At 41.9% G+C, this 19,034-nt stretch carries 18 protein-coding genes; 16 read left to right on the forward strand and 2 right to left on the reverse strand.

Going from position 1 to position 19,034, the window contains the following annotated elements:
• The first annotated feature begins 2 nt into the window (after positions 1-2).
• The 11 genes from MHI52_RS16710 (at position 3) to MHI52_RS16760 (ending at position 10,509) form a co-directional block, all read left to right on the forward strand.
• A complete protein-coding gene (locus tag MHI52_RS16710; protein ID WP_076250521.1) occupies positions 3-1,544 on the forward strand; it encodes a response regulator in 1,542 nt (513 codons plus the stop codon).
• 153 nt (positions 1,545-1,697) lie between these two features.
• Positions 1,698-3,746 carry a glycoside hydrolase family 16 protein gene (locus tag MHI52_RS16715; protein ID WP_256719995.1) on the forward strand — a complete coding sequence of 683 codons (2,049 nt, stop codon included), beginning with the start codon at positions 1,698-1,700 and terminating at the stop codon, positions 3,744-3,746.
• Positions 3,747-3,945: 199 nt separating this feature from the next.
• Positions 3,946-4,320, forward strand: coding sequence for a DUF2750 domain-containing protein (locus MHI52_RS16720; protein WP_076250519.1), 375 nt, complete (start codon positions 3,946-3,948; stop codon positions 4,318-4,320).
• Between the two features lie 32 nt (positions 4,321-4,352).
• Complete coding sequence (locus tag MHI52_RS16725; protein WP_340982409.1) at positions 4,353-4,790, forward strand: Imm26 family immunity protein; 438 nt, start codon at positions 4,353-4,355, stop codon at positions 4,788-4,790.
• A 324-nt stretch (positions 4,791-5,114) separates the two neighbouring features.
• Positions 5,115-5,321, forward strand: a complete 207-nt coding sequence (locus MHI52_RS16730) for a helix-turn-helix transcriptional regulator (RefSeq protein WP_036613900.1) — start codon at positions 5,115-5,117, stop codon at positions 5,319-5,321.
• On the forward strand, positions 5,322-5,762 hold the full coding sequence (locus MHI52_RS16735) for a hypothetical protein (RefSeq protein WP_127549256.1): 441 nt from the start codon (positions 5,322-5,324) through the stop codon (positions 5,760-5,762).
• Between the two features lie 357 nt (positions 5,763-6,119).
• On the forward strand, positions 6,120-6,692 hold the full coding sequence (locus MHI52_RS16740) for a sigma-70 family RNA polymerase sigma factor (RefSeq protein WP_340982408.1): 573 nt from the start codon (positions 6,120-6,122) through the stop codon (positions 6,690-6,692).
• A complete protein-coding gene (locus MHI52_RS16745; protein ID WP_221821440.1) occupies positions 6,667-7,512 on the forward strand; it encodes a hypothetical protein in 846 nt (281 codons plus the stop codon). Before MHI52_RS16740 ends, MHI52_RS16745 begins: the two co-directional genes overlap by 26 nt.
• Entirely contained in the window at positions 7,493-8,368 is an 876-nt protein-coding gene (locus MHI52_RS16750; RefSeq protein WP_221821441.1) for an ABC transporter ATP-binding protein, read from the forward strand. Before MHI52_RS16745 ends, MHI52_RS16750 begins: the two co-directional genes overlap by 20 nt.
• The gene (locus MHI52_RS16755; protein WP_405157318.1) at positions 8,365-9,435 is read left to right on the forward strand and encodes a hypothetical protein; all 1,071 of its coding nucleotides are present in this window, start codon (positions 8,365-8,367) and stop codon (positions 9,433-9,435) included. The genes MHI52_RS16750 and MHI52_RS16755 overlap by 4 nt, the downstream gene beginning before the upstream one ends.
• Positions 9,436-9,756: 321 nt before the next feature.
• Positions 9,757-10,509, forward strand: a complete 753-nt coding sequence (locus MHI52_RS16760) for an AAA family ATPase (protein WP_405159395.1) — start codon at positions 9,757-9,759, stop codon at positions 10,507-10,509.
• A gap of 673 nt (positions 10,510-11,182) precedes the next feature.
• On the opposite strand, the gene MHI52_RS16765 is transcribed toward MHI52_RS16760, so the two are convergent.
• Positions 11,183-11,383 (reverse strand): hypothetical protein, encoded by a 201-nt coding sequence (locus MHI52_RS16765; RefSeq protein ID WP_237175103.1) that lies wholly within the window; start codon positions 11,381-11,383, stop codon positions 11,183-11,185.
• Between the two features lie 301 nt (positions 11,384-11,684).
• Here MHI52_RS16765 and MHI52_RS16770 point away from each other — a divergent pair, with 301 nt between their 5' ends.
• Together MHI52_RS16770 and MHI52_RS16775 are read left to right on the forward strand one after the other, a co-directional pair.
• On the forward strand, positions 11,685-12,875 hold the full coding sequence (locus MHI52_RS16770) for a glycine C-acetyltransferase (protein ID WP_315372705.1): 1,191 nt from the start codon (positions 11,685-11,687) through the stop codon (positions 12,873-12,875).
• A 37-nt stretch (positions 12,876-12,912) separates the two neighbouring features.
• The gene (locus MHI52_RS16775; protein WP_076250511.1) at positions 12,913-13,872 is read left to right on the forward strand and encodes an L-threonine 3-dehydrogenase; all 960 of its coding nucleotides are present in this window, start codon (positions 12,913-12,915) and stop codon (positions 13,870-13,872) included.
• A 740-nt stretch (positions 13,873-14,612) separates the two neighbouring features.
• Here the strand turns inward: MHI52_RS16775 and MHI52_RS16780 are convergent.
• A complete protein-coding gene (locus MHI52_RS16780) occupies positions 14,613-15,197 on the reverse strand; it encodes a TetR/AcrR family transcriptional regulator (RefSeq protein ID WP_051447337.1) in 585 nt (194 codons plus the stop codon).
• A 157-nt stretch (positions 15,198-15,354) separates the two neighbouring features.
• Here MHI52_RS16780 and MHI52_RS16785 point away from each other — a divergent pair, with 157 nt between their 5' ends.
• From MHI52_RS16785 to MHI52_RS16795, 3 genes are all read left to right on the forward strand, one after another.
• A complete protein-coding gene (locus MHI52_RS16785; RefSeq protein ID WP_340982406.1) occupies positions 15,355-16,044 on the forward strand; it encodes an SDR family NAD(P)-dependent oxidoreductase in 690 nt (229 codons plus the stop codon).
• A gap of 512 nt (positions 16,045-16,556) precedes the next feature.
• Positions 16,557-17,933 (forward strand): UDP-N-acetylmuramoyl-tripeptide--D-alanyl-D-alanine ligase, encoded by a 1,377-nt coding sequence (gene murF, locus MHI52_RS16790; RefSeq protein ID WP_405157319.1) that lies wholly within the window; start codon positions 16,557-16,559, stop codon positions 17,931-17,933.
• Between the two features lie 637 nt (positions 17,934-18,570).
• Positions 18,571-18,924, forward strand: coding sequence for a hypothetical protein (locus MHI52_RS16795; protein WP_340982404.1), 354 nt, complete (start codon positions 18,571-18,573; stop codon positions 18,922-18,924).
• Positions 18,925-19,034: the final 110 nt, after the last annotated feature.

Genomic DNA, 19,034 nt, shown 5'->3' on the forward strand with positions numbered 1-19,034 from the left:
GCATGATTAATCTCCTGATTGTGGACGATCAAAAACACATTCGTGACGGCCTGCAGGCCATGCTGCATCAATTTCCTCTGGAGCTGAACAACATATACTGTGCCGCGAGTGGGATTGAGGCGCTGTGCCTATTGCGGCAGCATTGCATTCACATCGTTATTACCGATATTAGGATGCCGGATATGGATGGGTTGGCACTCATGGCTCAAACCAAAGAGGAATACATGGATGTGGAATACCTCATTATCAGCGGTTATAGTGATTTTACATATGCCCAAAAAGCGATCGGGCTCGGGGCAAAGGGTTACTTGCTCAAACCTTTGAAGCGCGAGGATCTGCAACATTCCCTGGAGCATGTATGGCAAGAGATCCAGACACGGCAGGCACTTACGCATAATATGCAGCGTGTATCCCGTCTTGCCCAAGAGACCGATCGTAAAGAATTAAGAATGTTTATGCAAGGTGCGTTATGTGATGACGCATGGATTCTTCAGATTGAGGAACAACATGATGCGTTATGGCGTAATTATCGTCTAGCCCTGCTTCGGGAAGAAGTTTGCATTAACCAGGCCGGAGCCAGCAGCGCCCATAGCATGGAAGCCATTGCTTATCGTGTGTTTGGCAGACAAGGTTGTATTTGCCTACAACATCGCCCATACCTGATCCTTGCGGTGGATGCGTCCATAGATCCAAGTGTTTTGCCTGCAGCACTCAAGGAAGGAAAGATCGATGCCATAACAGCCATGACTAACCCGATTCAGGGGTTAAAAGAACTACCCGACAGCTATACCCAAGTGCTTGAGCTCTATCGCCACAGTTACCTGTTTCCTGATCAGTACAGTATCTCCCCAGCACATATTGAGCATATGGAACAGCAGTGGCAACTGCCCTATGAAGACTTATATGAACTGTTCCAGTCGGTTGGAACAGATAACAGCGGAACAATTACTCAGGGTATTTCTGCAATATTTCACAAAAAGGTGCTGCAACGTTATCCTATTCGCTATACCCAACAGCTCTGCGCCGCCACCGTTCAGATGATGGAGGAATACGAACGAGTTATCCACCCTTATATGGGGGAAGAAGTGCTGGATCTTGAATCCTTGCGTAATCTCTTTGATTATCAAGGGATGCGTGAGTATATACAAGCACTGCAACAGCAGCTGCTTCGGTTGAATCAGTTATATTATGACTATAAGTGCAGCTATCGCCATTCGCAGGATCTAAATGAAGCTATTCGTTTTATACACGAGAGTTACCACAAACCGCTGGACCTCGCGATGGTATCCAATCATGTATCGCTTAATTATGCTTATTTTTCAAATCTGTTTAAGAAGAATATTGGTAAAGGTTTTGCTGAATACCTACGAGATGTGCGTCTGGATAAAGCGCGGCGGCTTCTCGCCGAAACCGATCATAAAATTGTGGAGGTGGCTGCTATGGTTGGATATGAAAGCTACAAAAGCTTTACACGCGCGTTCCGACTTGTGATGCAGATCCAACCCACAGAGTACCGACAGATGATGCGGCAGAAGGCAGATTGAATCAAAAGCCAAAAAAATGGGATACCACAAAAACAATTGTACCTTTTCAGCGAATTAACCTATTCGATAGAATAAAGATATCCCTTCATGTAAGCGATTTCCTTAATGCACATGGATTGGGAAAAGCTATTATTCTATTAAAGGAGGATAATTATGAAACCATCTCACTTTACGGCGAAACGGTTTATGAAAAAGGTACTCGGTATGTTCCTTGTGGTTGTGATGCTGGCTAGTATTGGCATACTGCCAACTTCAAAGGTTCAGGCAGCGGGAACTACCGTAACCTCAATGGAGTACTTCTCACCAGCAGACGGGCCTGTTATTTCTAAATCTGGGGTTGGCAAAGCCAGCTACGGATTTGTTATGCCTAAGTTCAATGGAGGCTCCGCGACATGGAATGATGTTCACAGTGATGTGGGCGTTAATGTAAAAGTGGGAAACAACTGGGTTGATATCGACCAGGCAGGCGGTTATATCTATAACCAAAACTGGGGGCACTGGAGCGATGGCGGCTTCAATGGTTATTGGTTCACCCTCTCCGCAACAACCGAGATTCAACTGTACTCCAAAGCGAATGGTGTTAAGCTGGAGTATCAACTTGTATTCCAAAACATCAACAAAACAACCATCACAGCGATGAACCCGACACAAGGTCCACAAATCACAGCAAGTTTCACAGGCGGTGCAGGCTTTACATATCCAACGTTCAACAATAATCCTGCGGTCACTTATGAAGCTGTTGCGGATGATTTGAAGGTGTATGTCAAACCTGTAAACAGCAACACTTGGATTGATATTGACAATAACGCAGCCAGCGGCTGGATCTACGATCACAATTTTGGCCATTTCACTGATGGCGGAGGTGGGTACTGGTTTAACGTAACGGAGTCGATCAATGTCAAATTAGAATCAAAGACTTCTTCGACTAATCTTGTTTATACCATTACGTTTAATGAACCTACAAGAAATTCATATGTCATTACGCCATACGAAGGAACAACCTTCACAGCAGATGCGAATGGTTCCATTGGGGTTCCGCTTCCCAAAATTGATGGGGGCGCGCCAATCGCCAAGGAACTAGGCAACTTCGTATACCAGATTAACATCAATGGGCAATGGGTGGATTTGAGTAACTCCAGCCAGAGCAAATTTGCATACTCCGGTAATGGGTATAACAATATGTCCGATGCCAATCAGTGGGGTTACTGGTCCGATTATATCTATGGTCTTTGGTTCCAGCCAATCCAAGAAAATATGCAGATCCGTATCGGATATCCGCTGAACGGACAGGCGGGTGGAAATATTGGCAACAACTTCGTCAACTATACCTTCATCGGCAATCCAAATGCCCCGCGTCCGGATGTATCTGATCAAGAGGATATCTCGATCGGAACGCCAACCGACCCGGCAATCGCGGGCATGAACCTCATTTGGCAGGATGAATTCAACGGAACTACGCTGGATACAAGTAAATGGAACTATGAAACAGGATATTATCTTAACAACGATCCCGGTACTTGGGGATGGGGAAATGCAGAACTGCAGCACTACACAAACAGCACCCAAAATGTATATGTACAGGATGGAAAGCTGAATATCAAAGCCATGAACGACAGCAAATCTTTCCCCCAAGACCCGAATCGGTATGCACAGTATTCTTCGGGAAAGATTAACACCAAGGATAAACTGTCCTTGAAATACGGCAGAGTCGATTTTCGTGCCAAGCTTCCTACAGGTGATGGTGTATGGCCAGCACTGTGGATGCTTCCAAAAGATTCGGTATACGGCACTTGGGCTGCATCAGGAGAAATTGATGTTATGGAAGCGAGAGGCCGTCTGCCTGGATCAGTAAGCGGTACTATACACTTTGGTGGACAATGGCCCGGGAACCAGTATTCGGGCGGCGATTATCACTTCCCGGCGGGGCAAACTTTTGCCAATGATTATCATGTATACTCGGTAGTCTGGGAAGAGGACAACATTAAATGGTATGTAGACGGCAAGTTTTACTATAAAGTCACTAACGAGCAGTGGTATTCCGCAACTGCACCGAATAATCCCAATGCACCTTTTGATGAGCCGTTCTACCTCATTATGAACTTGGCAATCGGTGGAAACTTTGACGGCGGCCGTACCCCGAACGCCTCCGATATCCCGGCGACGATGCAAGTGGATTATGTACGCGTGTATAAAGAACAGTAATTTGCGATTTCGGATACAGCGAATGAAGATCAGATGGAATAGATGCTGGGCAAACCGGACCTGAAATCTCATACTCTAAAATAGGCTTACGACCGATTCCCAATATTTCTACCTGGGAATCGGTCGTTTAAATTTAGACTCGATAATTCAGTTCTTCTGCTGCAACTCTTGTCGAAGAACAACAGCATTAGGAGGAAATATGAATCAGAAAGAATTTGAATCAGTCATCAATCTCCCTGCAAATATTCGTTATGAATACTTCATCAAAAAAGTAGTGGATTCAGAAGAAGTGTGGGGGCTTTATGAGAATGGTTGGTCAGTTACTGAAGATGATAAAGGTAATAAATTACTTCCATTTTGGCCTAAAAAAGAATTCGCGGAATACTGTGCAACTGATGGTTGGGAAATTTACTCAAGTAAAAGTATGGATTTGTACGAGTTCATAGACGATTTTCTACCCAATTTAAAAAAAGAGGGTTTTAAACCTTCAATATTCTTAAATAATGCTGATTCTGCTGTATTAGAAGTCGATATACTAATTGAGGATTTAAAGACAGAACTTGAAAAATACTAACTTAAAACCTCAACGAAGGAGTTTGGAAAACCGTGAAAAATACGAGACGTAAACGAATAAAATTGGGTGATATCTACGCTATACCTCTGCCTAACGCTAAGTTTGCCTTTGGGAGAAGGCTTAAAGATGCCAGCATTGCAATCTATAATGTGATAAGTGACACGATAGAAGAGATACCTCAAGAAGAGGAATACCAATTTATCGTGGGTGTATATGATGATGTACTGAAATCAGGTGATTGGCCGGTCGTTGAAAATCGTCCATTCCCGGATGAAGAAGAGGCTTGGCCCCCACCTGCCTGTATCATTGATAAGATATCAGGAGAATATTTGACTTATCATATGGGAGAGATTAGACCTTCTAAAAGCGAAGAATGCGAAGGATTGGAGATTGCGGCTGTTTGGGAAGCCCATCATATTGTTGATAGAATAATGGGAGATGATAAGTGGCACCGAGACCTGAATAAATAGTGTACGAGTATACCATCTATGGTTCCAGAAATCAGGTGTAGCGGTTTAAACCGCTTTTTCACTTTCCAATACTAACATTAAGTCACGGCCTACATACGTTTCTATAGGGGTAACACCAAGCGCTTCAACCATTTGCTCTGTTTAAGTAAACTCTTCTGGCATCTTATATAATCAAAAATCAACCGAGCCAAGCCCTCCTTTTACAAAGAGGGGCTTAGCTTGTTTTGCATTCAGAGGTAAGTAAAAATGCAAAGTTAACTTGACACATAATGCAAAGTGAACTATGCTAAAAATGCAAAGTAAACATTGCAAGGACGTGATCACTTGAAGACAAGAATTGCAGAACTGCGTAAGCAGCATAAGCTGTCACAAGAAGAGCTGGGACGAATTGTTGGTGTTACCCGGCAAACCATTACCTCTCTTGAAAGGGGAAAATATACGGCTTCCCTTATTCTTGCTTACAAAATTGCCAATTTTTTTGGACTCGCCATTGAAGATGTTTTTGATTTCAGCGAAGTGGAGGAAATGTAAATGGACAAGTACAAGATTAAAATAAAAACTCGCAAAAACGTACTGTCACTGGTAGCCGCTGCTACCCTATTGATCTATGTAGGACTTATATTTTACCGAGGTGGACTACCCGATTTACCTAGTTTTATAAAGGGATTTCACACAGGCGCTTTTATCGGGGTTGAAGTGGCCGTCGCTTTTTTCCTCGTCAGGTATATAAAAGCCAGTAATAATGAAGCCGAGCTGAAGAAGCAGTATATTGAGGAGAATGACGAGCGGAGTGTAATGATACTCCAGAGAGCCGGCACACTCAGCACAGCAATCATTCTCATTGGTATGGGCATTGCCTCCGTGATCGCCGGTTTCTTTAATCCCTTGATATTCTACACCTTACTAACTTGTTTATTATTTGTTTTAATCGTATTTTTTGCACTGTGGATGTATTATGCGAGAGAAATTTAAGGTTTAGATCAATGTTGCTCATACAACCAAAACGAATATACTTAATAACAAAGTTGTCGAGGGACAAAAACATGATCCCATTAAAGTCGCTATTTAGCGGCTTTTTTTGTTTTATCGGTACAAGAACATCTTCTGCTTATCGATTAGATGAATATCCATAGGCCGGTGAGACTTTCTCAACAGCATGGAAGCAGGAATTTCCCCGCTGTTCTGATAATATAGGGCCTTGACCTTCACATGGGCTACCCAGGAATATTCGAAATGGCTAATTTTGCATTATGCGTAAAGCAAGACATAAATAGTTTTGATCTTTTATGATCAAGTTATCGTTAATTAGTTTGAGGGGGTGAGGGAGCGTTGGATGATGAAGAATTAATTCATGAGATTCGTGAAGGTAGTCGGGCTGCAATGGAAGTTTTGGTGAAGCGGCATTACAAGTCGATATTTTCATATGTGTACCGAAAAACGGGAGATTATCATATCTCTTTTGATCTAACTCAAGAGGTATTTGTAAAAATGATGAATTCATTGGGAAATTATCGAGATAACGGAAAATTCCGCCACTGGTTATTGAAAATAGCAGTGAATCATTGTATGGATTATTTTCGTGGGCGTGAGTTCAAGCAACAACTCAGAGAGAGTGAGTTAACAGAAGAGGCGCTCCCAGCAAGTGAGCACCAGAATGTGTGGAACATATTCTATAAACGGCTTCAGAATGATAAGGTCAGGCTGGCGATACAAAGTTTGCCTGAGCACCAGAGGGACGCGGTCATTCTGAACTATTACAACGGACTAAAGATCAAAGAGGTTGCCGAGCTGACGGGATCGAATGAGTCGACAGTGAAATCACGTATACGCTTGGGCATAACGAAATTAAAAGAGATCATTGTGGGAGGTGAGCGGGATGAAACGTACAGAAAACGAAGATAGAAGGAAGCGTCGAGCTGAATTGGAGATGGAGGAGTACGCCGAAATTGCCCCTTTTTTGGATGACTATGTGGTTGAATATCCATCCGAGATGGAGATCGATAGGACGATAAGGGCCTTGGATGCACATATGCCGGGACAGATGAATGTTCATCTGGAGCAATCACCGGGGAAATCATTTACAGAACTGTTCCAACTCGTTCGGGGTGAGGTTATGGTTTTCCACAAATCGTACTGGCTAGTTTGCGCATTGCTTCTGTTGTGCGGATTCTGGTTGGGAACCCGCAGCACAATATCCCCATACATGAGTGGACTTATTCTGGTACCTGTACCTTTTATTCTCGGATTACTGGAAGTATTCAAAGGTCGGGATCAGGGGCTGATGGAGATCGAACTGACCTGTAAAATTACGGCACAACAGCTAATGCTGACTCGTCTGATCGTCGTGCTTGCAGGAAATATGGTATTTGTTCTGCTTCTTATGCTATTGGTATCTGGCGGAAGAGGAAGTTTCATCTCATGGAGTGGCGTCGGTCTGTGGTATACCCAACTGATGATTGCGGCAGGGGCTAGTTTGTGGCTGGCTATGCGTGTTCGGGGTGGAACAGCTGTTAGTATTTTCTTGGTCGCATGGTTTGGGCTTTTCTGGCTTATGTTAAGCAATCCCCGATTTGTTACTTTAGTACAATCTATCCAGACCCCAGTACTTATTGCAATCGCATTATGTGGAGTGGTTCTGTTGATCAGTCAGATCCGGCAGATGACGCGAAAATATACATCACAAACGGAAAGAGGTTATTCCTTTGAAATTGACCATGGATAACGTATCCAAGAAGTATAGAAACAAGTGGGCCGTGAAATCGTTCACGCTAGAGCTGTCCAGCGGTGGCGTCTACGGCCTGCTTGGACCAAATGGAGCGGGCAAAACAACGCTGCTTCGCATGCTTGTAGACATCGCCAAGCCAACGTCCGGACAAATTATGCTGGATGGGCAACCCATTGAACAGATGGGGGATCGTTATCGCGATATATTGGGCTATATGCCGCAGCGCTTTGGATTTTATAATCGTTTCAGTGCTCATAAATTTCTCATGTACATGTGTTCGTTAAAAGGACTGAGTACGAATCAAGCCGCTATTCGAGTGCAGGAGACATTACGTATGGTTGATCTGGAAAAGCAGGCACAACATAAAATTCGTACGTTCTCTGGCGGTATGAAACAGCGGCTCGGAATTGCACAAGCCTTGCTAAATGATCCGCAAATTCTAGTTCTCGACGAACCTACGGCTGGCCTTGATCCGAAGGAACGTATTCGATTTCGTAACATTATCGGTGAGTTGGGAAGAGACCGGATTGTACTGTTATCGACGCATATTATCTCTGATCTGGAGTTCTCGTGTAAGGAAATGATCCTGATGAATGAAGGTCAACTGATTACTCAGAACACACCGGAAGCGATCATGAACAGTATGCAAGGCAGCGTTTGGACTGCAACGTTAACAGAACAGCAGCTTGCCGAACTCACCTCTCGTTTCAAGGTAAGCGGATTGTCCTATCAGTCCGATGGTATTGTGGCGAGAATCTTGGCAAAAGAACGGCCTGTCCCACAAGCTATGCCAGAGGCCCCTCGGCTTGAAGACGTATATATGCACTATTTTGATGAGGAGGCGACATCGTGATTCGTTTGACCGGATATGAATTTGTTAAAATAATGACGCGTAAAAGTATCTATCTTGCACTCACCGGGCTACTAATGCTGCTTGTTCTGTATGCCTATCTCGGACATCCGGGGCCGATGAAGGGTACATCGTTCTACAAACCCTATGAAGGAGCCATTACGGCTGAGAAGGTTCAGGCTGCACAGGAACAGTTACAAAACAAGGGTTATAGTGATGAAGCGAATCAGAATCGATATGGCGTATTTTATGAGATTTCCATGTTTTCGCCGGAATTCATAAAAAACTACACCAAAACTGATGATAGCGGGAATGTCATGGAACGGACCGTAAACGTCACTGAAATTCACTACAATAAACCTTGGGGTTATCTGTTGGAATACATTGATCAATTTGGCGTGCTTTTTATGATGATCATGATTTTACTGGGACTGGCTCCCGTATTCGCAGAGGAATATGCATTGGGGACGGCAGCATTGGTACGCAGCAGCAAGCGAGGGAAGAGCCAAATCGTATCGGCTAAATTGATGGCTTCAATAGTATATATTGTCCTATGCGTCCTCTTGTTTACAAGTATCAACTTGCTAATCTACTGGTTGAGGTTTGGAAATTTGGCTGGAGCAGATACCCCAATACAGAGTGTAGGCATGTACTTTCAAGGCTTCGATTATGAGTTCTCGCCTTATAGGTTGTCTGCGCTTCAGTATTATGTAGTTCAGTTGGTCACACACTTGGCAGGCAGCCTGATTTTTGGATGCGTTGTGCTATGGGTTTCTTCGCTCAGTTCAACGGCGTTTGTTGCCATAATCATTAATGTGGCTATTGTAGGCGTGCCCTATCTGGCATTTGATGTGATGAACTTTAACCCGGGATGGGCGAAGTGGATTGAGGAATTTTCCTTCAGTACGATGATGCGGGTAACGAGACTGTTTCAAACTCCAGTAAACTACTCCATATTCAGGGTGGAGGTGTCATATCTACAGTTGTATTTGCTTATTATGACTGTAGTTACAGCTGTAGTTGTACTTGGTACATATCGAGCGTTCCGTAATCGTGAGGTATTTTCTTGATTTGAAGCACTATGAGGAACATGATGTATTACACAATTAGGTCCGCAGATTCTGCGGACTTCTTTTCATATGAATAAGCATGGCAGTGTCCCCAGCTGAGGACAAGAACTTGGTTCCATTGCCAAAAGGACAAGAACATGGTACCGATGTCGATTAGAATATTTATCTGTTTCATTAAGCTAACGGGCAGAATAGTTTCGGTATGTGGTATTATTTGTTTGATGGAGTAAACTAAAGCTTGAGACAAACATCAGTCAGTGTTTTCCAAAAAAAAGGTAAGCATAACGATCAAAGTTTTAAAAGGGAGTGAACTATATTAATATACAGCATCCCTATTTACGACAAATTCAGATTAAGAGGCAACAAGTACCCACCTATAATCGTTACCCCTTTGATTTGGCGGTCATTCGAAATCTAAATACTCTTGATTTCCACCCCAAGGTAACCTATATCGTAGGTGAAAATGGGATGGGTAAATCAACACTGATGGAGTCCATTGCTGTCGCATGGGGATTTAACCCGGAGGGTGGGACGGTCAACTTTTCCTTTTCAACCCAGGCTACTCACTCGAGCTTATATGAATATATACAATTGATCAGAGGTCCGCGACGCCCAAGGGATGGCTTCTTCTTCCGGGCAGAAAGTTATTATAATTTAGCCACAACGATCGATGAGTTGGACAGCCAGCCTTCATTCGGTCGCCCTATTCGCCCTATTAAAGATTCGTACGGTGGCAAGTCCTTGCATGAGCAATCGCACGGAGAGTCGTTCTTTTCCACTTTCATTCATCGGTTCGGGGAGAATGGATTATATATACTGGATGAGCCTGAGGCTGCACTGTCTCCCCTTCGCCAAATGGCGATGCTGACACGAATCCATGAACTTGTTTTGCAAAACTCTCAATTTATAATTGCGACCCATTCCCCGATCCTTATGGCATACCCAGATTCGATTATTTACAATCTAAAGCCGGATGGTATCGAAGTCCAAGTATTGGAAGAAACCGACCATTATATGATTATGAAAGAGTTTGTGAATAACAAGGATAGGATGCTCAGAGAGTTATTCGAGTAAGCTAAATATTAATTCCACTGTTATCCTATAGAATCTAAAAGCTTAAGAGAGATCGTTACAAAGAAAGCGATCTATTGTCGAGATTAAGCTAACGAGAAACGTTAGCTTAATCAAACTTAATAAGGTATCAAATTGATCATCTGCTGATTTCAACTAGCGGACTAACAACAGGGATCGTTGCAGAAATGCTAACGATCCTTTTTTGTATAGTTTACGTATGAGTATTTAAATCACGAAAAAGGGCTCCTCCGTAGACTAGGACGCCCCAAGTGCAGGTCAGCGATCACGTACCTGGATATAAAGGGAAAACAGTGGGTGTTGCCCGGCAAAGTGATGTTTTTATTTTTCACAGTCCGATCGATAATTTTGGTGATGCTGAGTAGCTTACATGCTGTAAGCTTAGTAGAAGTGACTTTGTAGAACCATTCAAACGCTCTACACAGAGAAACAACGGATCGAACAGGAAGAACGGTACAACTATATTGGACTGTTATGGAAAAATAAGGTATAGAAAGCCACTGCTTCTATATATTTTAAAACAGAAGATTCTATTTTCTAGCATGGGTGCTTGTAGGGGGGAATGCATGTTTCATTATTTTCTGAAGATAAGCAGAAACATTGTTAGGATTGCTACTGCGAAGCATTCGTCCTAAATCGAGGAAGTATAAATATACTACTCACTATTTTCATCATCTAATCGCCGACGAAATATCAAAGCCGAGACAGCAAATATAATAAAAGATAATGTTGAAGCAGCAGTAACCATCTTCAACACACTTCCTATTGGAGGGTTAAACAACAGAGCAATTGAGATGATTAAAACAGCACCTGTTAAACCCATTCCCAAAATCGAGATCGCTAAAATCTTGTTCATCAAATCACCTCACAGGTTGAAATAGAGTTTCTCATTGCATAATAATAGTTTAATACATGATGAATTAGTATAGAATGTAACAAAAAGTATAGCAAAGATTTAGTAGCGATTGCTTCCGGGAATGGGGGAAGCAATCGCTATGTTTTTTTGCGGATATTTTTATTTTTTTGTCCGCCACATGTGTACAAAAAAATAAAAAGATGATACATTAAAATCAATCTAACCCTTTTTATAACAGGTTTTTCCCGGAGAATTATGTGTCTCCTGTACGAGGACATACGTATATCGAGGAGGGAATGGAATGTCAAGTCAAGCATTGGACCAATTTTTAAGTTCGAACATCGAAGATCTAAAGACTAAAGGTCTATATAACGTCATCGATACGCTGCAGGGTGCAAATGGTCCTGTTATTCGTATCGACGGAAAGTCCTTAATCAATTTGTCTTCCAATAACTATTTGGGACTGGCAACAGATCACCGCCTGATTGATGCTTCAGTTAAGGCGTCGCAGACATACGGGGCAGGCGCAGGGGCTGTGAGAACAATTAATGGTACGATGGATCTTCATATTGAGCTTGAAGAAAAACTGGCCCGTTTCAAAAAAACGGAAGCCGTTATCGTGTATCAATCGGGATTTAACTGCAATATGGCTGCTATATCCGCGGTAATGGACCAGCATGATGCGATTTTATCAGATGAGCTGAACCACGCTTCGATTATTGATGGCTGCCGCCTGTCGAGAGCCAAGGTGATTCGCTTTAAGCATTCGGATATGAATGATTTAAGACAGCAGGCGAAAGATGCGAAGGAATCCGGTCAGTACCATAAAATTATGGTCATCACCGACGGGGTTTTCTCCATGGATGGTGATATAGCAAAGCTGCCTGAAATCGTGAAAATAGCAGAAGAATTCGATCTGATTACTTATGTGGATGATGCCCATGGTTCGGGCGTTCTCGGAGCAGGTGCGGGAACCGTGAAGCATTTTGGATTGTCCGACCGCATTGACTTTCAAATTGGTACTCTTTCCAAGGCGATTGGCGTTGTCGGCGGTTATGTGGCGGGTAAAAAACAACTGATTGAATGGTTGAAGCTGAGAAGCCGTCCGTTTCTGTTCTCGACATCGCTACCTCCGGCTGCAATCGCTTCTTGTAGCGCTTCTGTCGACATTTTGATGAATGACAAAGAGCTGATCGAGAAGCTGTGGGAGAACGGCAATGATTTGAAAAATGGCTTGAGCCGGCTTGGATATGATGTAGGCCAAAGCGAAACGCCGATCACACCTTGTATCATTGGCGATGAAGTAACCACCCAACAGTTCAGCAAACGGCTTTATGAAGAAGGCGTTTACGCCAAGGCAATCCTGTTTCCGACGGTTCCGAAAGGAACCGGAAGAATACGCAACATGCCGACAGCTGCCCATACCAAGGATATGCTCGACCAGGTGATCTCCGTTTATGAGAAAGTTGGCAAGGAAATGAAGCTGATTTAGCTGCATTCGCGGGAGTACATTTCGGGAGGAATGTCTTATGAACAAGATTTTGGTGACCGGAGCACTGGGCCAAATCGGTTCTGAGTTAGTTGTTAAATTACGTGAAATTTATGGTGCGGATCACGTCATTGCTACGGATCTCAGATCATCAGCCCACGAAATTACCCGATCCGGGCCATTCGAGCTGCTGGACGTGACGAATGATAAGGCGATGTTCGAAATCGCCAAGCGGTACGAAGTTGATACCGTCATCCATTTGGCTGCGCTGCTGTCGGCTACCGCAGAGGAGAAACCGCTACTTGCCTGGAATTTGAATATGGGTGGATTGATGAATGCACTTGAAATATCCAGGGAGCTCGGCTGCCAATTTTTCACTCCAAGCTCCATTGGATCTTTTGGTCCTTTGACTCCGAAAGACAATACCCCTCAGGATACGATCCAGAGGCCCAATACGATGTACGGCGTGAACAAAGTGTCCGGCGAACTGCTTTGTGATTATTATTTTCACAAATACGGCCTGGATACTAGGGGACTGCGATTCCCGGGTTTGATATCTTATATGACGCCTCCCGGCGGAGGAACGACGGATTACGCCGTGGAAATTTATTACGCAGCCGTGACGGCTGGCCGATATACATCTTATATCGCCAAGGACTCAAACATGGACATGATGTATATGCCGGATGCCCTGAACGCTATCATCGATTTGATGGAAGCGGATTCTTCCCGGTTGATGCACCGAAATTCATTTAATGTCACCGCAATGAGCGTGGATCCGGAGGCGATCGCTGCAGCGATTCGGGATGAGCTTCCAGGCTTTATCCTCGATTATGACGTTGATCCGAAGAGACAGGCGATTGCCGATAGCTGGCCGCATTCCATTGATGCGACGGCAGCGAAAACAGAATGGGGATTTCATGCTCGCTACGACCTGAAGGCCATGACGAAGGATATGCTTTCACATCTAAGCGAGAGACAAATGCTTCGCAAGGCTTAAAGTTATTATGAATTCGATCGAAGAGTGACATCGCTAAAAAAAGCAAGAAAGGGGAACTTATAAAAACAAAAATAGAACGAAATTGTCGAGGGACAAGAACATTGTTCCATTAAAGTCGCTATTACAGCGGCTTTTTTTTGTTTTAAGGACAAGAACGTTGTGTCATTTCGGATTAGGTATCTATCTAAATAGCATCATGATGAAGATCATGTGGCAAGAAAAAAGCACATGAATTTAAGAATTCGCGTGAATAACGATTTTTTTATTAGAAATAACTTTTTTCCGGTAAAGACCAATCAATCTGCGCCAACCATCGGGACGCGAATATGTGCTTAGGGGTTCCACCTAAGATCGTGAATGCAAATTTCATAAGTACAAAAAGACACTTGCCGCATTCAAGCTCAACATCATAAAGGAAGCAACCGATTATTTGCTATTTTGGATTAAGATTAATTTTACAAAATATGGATTATAAATAATCTTCGGTTTAATGAAATCAATTGTATGTAAGTGAGAATTTATACTTAACGGGGATATTCTGCTTTGTAGTGGTGGTAATTACCCATTAAGCAAGTTGATTCAAAGTATGGTGAAACAGGCAGGCCATCCTACCAACCTGAACTCTCTCGGCTGCAAACATTATTCTATGCCTGCCTAGTTCTGACAGATCTAAGCAGGGAGTCGAGCCAGATCAGATTCGGCAAGAATAGCCTTTCTGTTCAGATCATACTAGTTTATTATCAAGTATCCTTCAGCAAGTCAACCATGTTAGAATAGTGAATTTCACTCAGTTGCTCGATAAAGTTATCTACCCTGTAGTTCTCCGGTTCAACTATCCAGAGACAAATTACTCCTACCAATCCAGATATCATGTATTCGATGCCAATTTTTATCTTCTCATCGTGGCGATGATCGCCGATTCCCGAAAAAATGATCGTTTTAAAAGCCTCTTTCAAGTAAACGGAGAAGTTTGGATAAATATTTTGAGTGATCATTGTCTTAAAGAATATCATATTGGCTTCAATATCGTCGAAAATCGTTTTTAACATGGTCGCAAACATATCTTTATCCATCTCATGAATTGAACTCACTTCCAGGCTTAAGCAAGCATTTAAACTCTCCACGTTTTCCTGAAATAACTTCTCCATGAATTGAGGTTTATCTACATAGTGCAAATAAAATGTGTTGCGATTTATCATCGCTTCTTTGGCAATGTCCTGCACAGTAATTCGTTCATAGCCTTTGGTTTGTACTAATCTCAGAAACGCTTCTTTAATGGCTTTCCGCGTTTTGAGAATGCGCAGATCCACTTTATCTTTACCCAATTCGTGCTTCCCCTCCATAAATAATAGTCGGATTTATCAAAAGTGATGTTTAATTAACACATTGAATTATATCAACCATTGAGCCCTTTAAGTGTACGTTTTACAATTAAAACTGTCAATTGAACTCACTAACTCATTCATAAAAGGAGAATCATAAATGAAAACACTGGCGATTGTTGGTGCAGGTAAGGGATTAGGATTATCTATTGCGAAGAGCTTTGGCAAGCGCGGCTTCCAAGTGGCATTAGTTGCAAGAAATGCTGCAAAACTGCAAGATATGGTGGAGGAACTGAAAGCGGATGGTATCGAGGCATCTTATTTCGTAGCAGATATTTTTAACAAGGAACAGATTGAACAGGCTATGACCAACATGAAAGAAAAGTATGGTCAGATTGATGTGTTGGAATTCAGTCCAACAGCAGGCAATTATCCTCCCACTTCTGTATTGGAGTTAACGGCGGAGAACGCCAGGGACGCATTTGAGGCGAATGTGGTTAGTGCCATCCATGTCGTCAATACGGTTCTCCCTGATATGCTCGCCAGGAAAGAGGGAGCCTTGCTCTTTACCTCAGGATTATCCGCCATGTACCCTGTGTCCATGATGGGGAATATCGGTATTGCTCTTTCAGGGTTACGCAATTATGTTACTAATCTTCATACTTCATTGTCTGCTCAAGGGATTTTTGTGGGCCACCGCTCATTAGGTTTATTGATCAAGGAGTCAGGTACCGGCGCAATTAATGATCCGGATGTAATTGCAGAGATGTGGTACCAGGCCTATGTAGAGAAAACCGTATGGGAAGAAGAGTATCCTAAGGGTGTTACCCCCGAAACCATCCTGTTTTAAGCATTGGTGATGATGTCAGCAGGTCATAACATACAGTTGTAACCAAGTAGATGAGCTTTAGAACTAGGCATATATTTTGTGCTAAGAAACGCTTGAAAGAGATGAAGAAGTCGCTATAGGAGCGACTTCTTTTTTGGTTGGCACAGGAACCGATCTACTGCACTGTAGAAGCAATAGAAGCAAGAGGTGTCTATGATGTAGTAAGAAAAGTATCGGGGGGATTTTGTCAAGGGACAAGAACATGTTCCTATTGCCGATTAGGCATGTATCTAATCATCATCTTGCCCTTCAATTCATTAAACTAACGGGCAGTTAGTTTAATGAATACTGGAGAGTATCAGGTTAAGAGATATCAAAAAACAGGAAACTTATCCAAGTTAAATAGTGTGAAAACCACTATTTAAAGAAAAAGCCTTAGTCATGGATCTTTTGATTTCTCGACTTACATGTCATTATCAAAAATAGGTTAGGTTATAAGCTCCACATAAAAATTCAATTCAATAGGTGGTGCGATGATGATTACTCATGAACTCAAAGTTATTGAAAGAATGTCTTCAGGTGATGGGTTATCTGTGGAGTTTGAGGAACTCATGATTCAAGGAGTGTCTATTGACTCTAGGTCCATAAAACCGGGAAATTTATTTGTCCCAATTATAAGAGAGTTAGATGGGCATAATTATGTAAGTGAAGCAATATCTAAAGGAGCGATTGCTTCTTTCTGGGAAAAGGATCACCCTAACCCACCAGTTCATCTTCCGTTAATTTATGTAAATGATTCCTTAGAAGCCTTACAAAAATTAGCGGCAGAATACCGACGAGAATTACAAGTCAAAGTTATTGGTGTTACGGGTAGCAACGGTAAGACAACTACAAAAGAGATGCTAAATTCTGTTTTACAGACAAAATTTCGAGTTTATAAAACAGAAGGTAATTTAAACAGTCAATTAGGTGTCCCATTAACGGTTTTAGGGATAGATAAGGATGCTGAAGTTGCAGTAATCGAGATGGGGATGAGTGAAAGAGGTCAAATTGAGCAACTTTCCCGAATTACACATCCAGACATAGCTGTGATTACAATGATAGGAGTTTCCCATCTATCTAGTCTCGGCTCTAGAGAACAAATAGCAGCAGCAAAATTAGAAATTATTAGTGGTCTAAAGAATGGTGGGTGCTTTGTTTTCAACGGTGACGAGCCGTATTTAACCAAAGAACTAAGTAATATCAAAAAAAATATCTCAATAGAAACAATTAGTTTTGGGCAGGGGGATTTTAATGATGTGATCGCCGAGAATACATTATCAAACTCCGATGGTTCCCAATTCTCTGTTGCAAACGATACTTACTACCTTCCACTTCTTGGTGCACATAATATTAATAATGCACTTGCTACAATTGCCATAGCTCTGAGGTTGGGTTTAAACTCTGCTGAAATAAATGAAGGATTTAATCAGTTGAAATTGCCTAATATGCGATTAGAGAAGATTAGTTCACCATTGGGATTTACAATTATTAATGATGCTTGGAATGCTAGCCCGGATTCCGTAAATGCAGCAATTATGACTTTTCAGGAACTGACGGCTTATTGTGAAAAGCATTTAGTAATTGGTGATATGCTTGAACTGGGTGATGATGAAATAGAGTTTCACCGAGTAATTGGCAGAAATCTTGATCCAGATAAAATAAATTATATTTATACATTTGGTGATCTCAGTAGCCATATTGCCTCAGAAGCAAAAAGGAGATATCCAATAGGGACTGTAATGACTTTTAAAGATAAAATAGTGTTGGCGAATGCATTAAAGCGAAAAATTAATAAAAATGATGTGATTTTGTTAAAAGCATCTAGAGGGATGCAGATTGATTCAATTATTCCTTCCTTAATGAAGTAATCATTCAAATAAGGGGTTCATGTAGCAGTCAGTTTACTAAAGAAACATGGTTAAAAGAACCAAACAAGAGGAATGACATGGTGCATAGCTTGATAAATAAGTAAGAACTGAGGGAACCTAAGTTATTGACTTACTAGGAGACCCGCGCAAAACTAGATGAACCGTCTCGACATTAACGGTACCAGTTTTTGTCCTCAGACACCTGCTGTCGAGGGACAAGAACATATTCCTATTGAAGTCGCTAATTTAGCGGCTTTTTTGTTTTATCGGTACAAGTTCTTGTACCGAGTCGAGGACAAGAACTTGTACCGATTGCCGATTAGATAAACACCTAACTAAGTTTCATACAATTTCATTTAACAAATGTGTAGGAAAAATAAACTAATTGTCCAGTGAAAATATAGTATTTTCTTAGTGTTAGGTTAAAGATAAGTCCCTGTTTAAGCACTACATGCTACACGCGTAGGTTCTTTAATAAATGATTGGAAATGGAATATAAAAAGGAGGACGTAACCCGCGAAGGCGCGGAGGGCAGTGCTTAGACTTTCATGAATAAAAGAGGTGTCTGTGGTATTATATGTAATTATGGGTTATGAAATAAATGGATTATTTGAAAAGAAAATGGGGGAATCAAAATATGGAACGTAAAATTCAATTAATGGAAACCTACGTAAATATCGACTTTGGAAACTCACCCTTTATAAAATTAGATAAAGGGTTGCAAATTCCATACTCTTCAATCGAGGGAATAACAACAGGTAGACCAATACCCAATGCTTTTAAACTATATGGTGCTTTATTAGGAGAAAAGAGAAATGGGTTATTTAGATCAAATGGTGGTTTTCAACTCCACTTTTTTGAAAATGAGCTTGAAACTCTTCATTTAGATTTGAATAGCTTGAAAGTTGGTATGTTCAAAATATCAAAGTTGATCATTGGTGTTGAAAATCCTGAAGAAATAAGTGAAAATATTTCCGAAAGAGTGAAGTGATAATAAAGGAAAAGTGTATTACGAACGTGAGACGGTGGAACTTCGAGAAAAAAGCTTACGAGCTCAAAAACTTGTGAAGACATATAATGGTTGTGATCCATAGGAGAAGA

The sequence above is a fragment of the Paenibacillus sp. FSL H8-0283 genome, from assembly GCF_045040675.1.
GTDB lineage: Bacteria > Bacillota > Bacilli > Paenibacillales > Paenibacillaceae > Paenibacillus > Paenibacillus amylolyticus.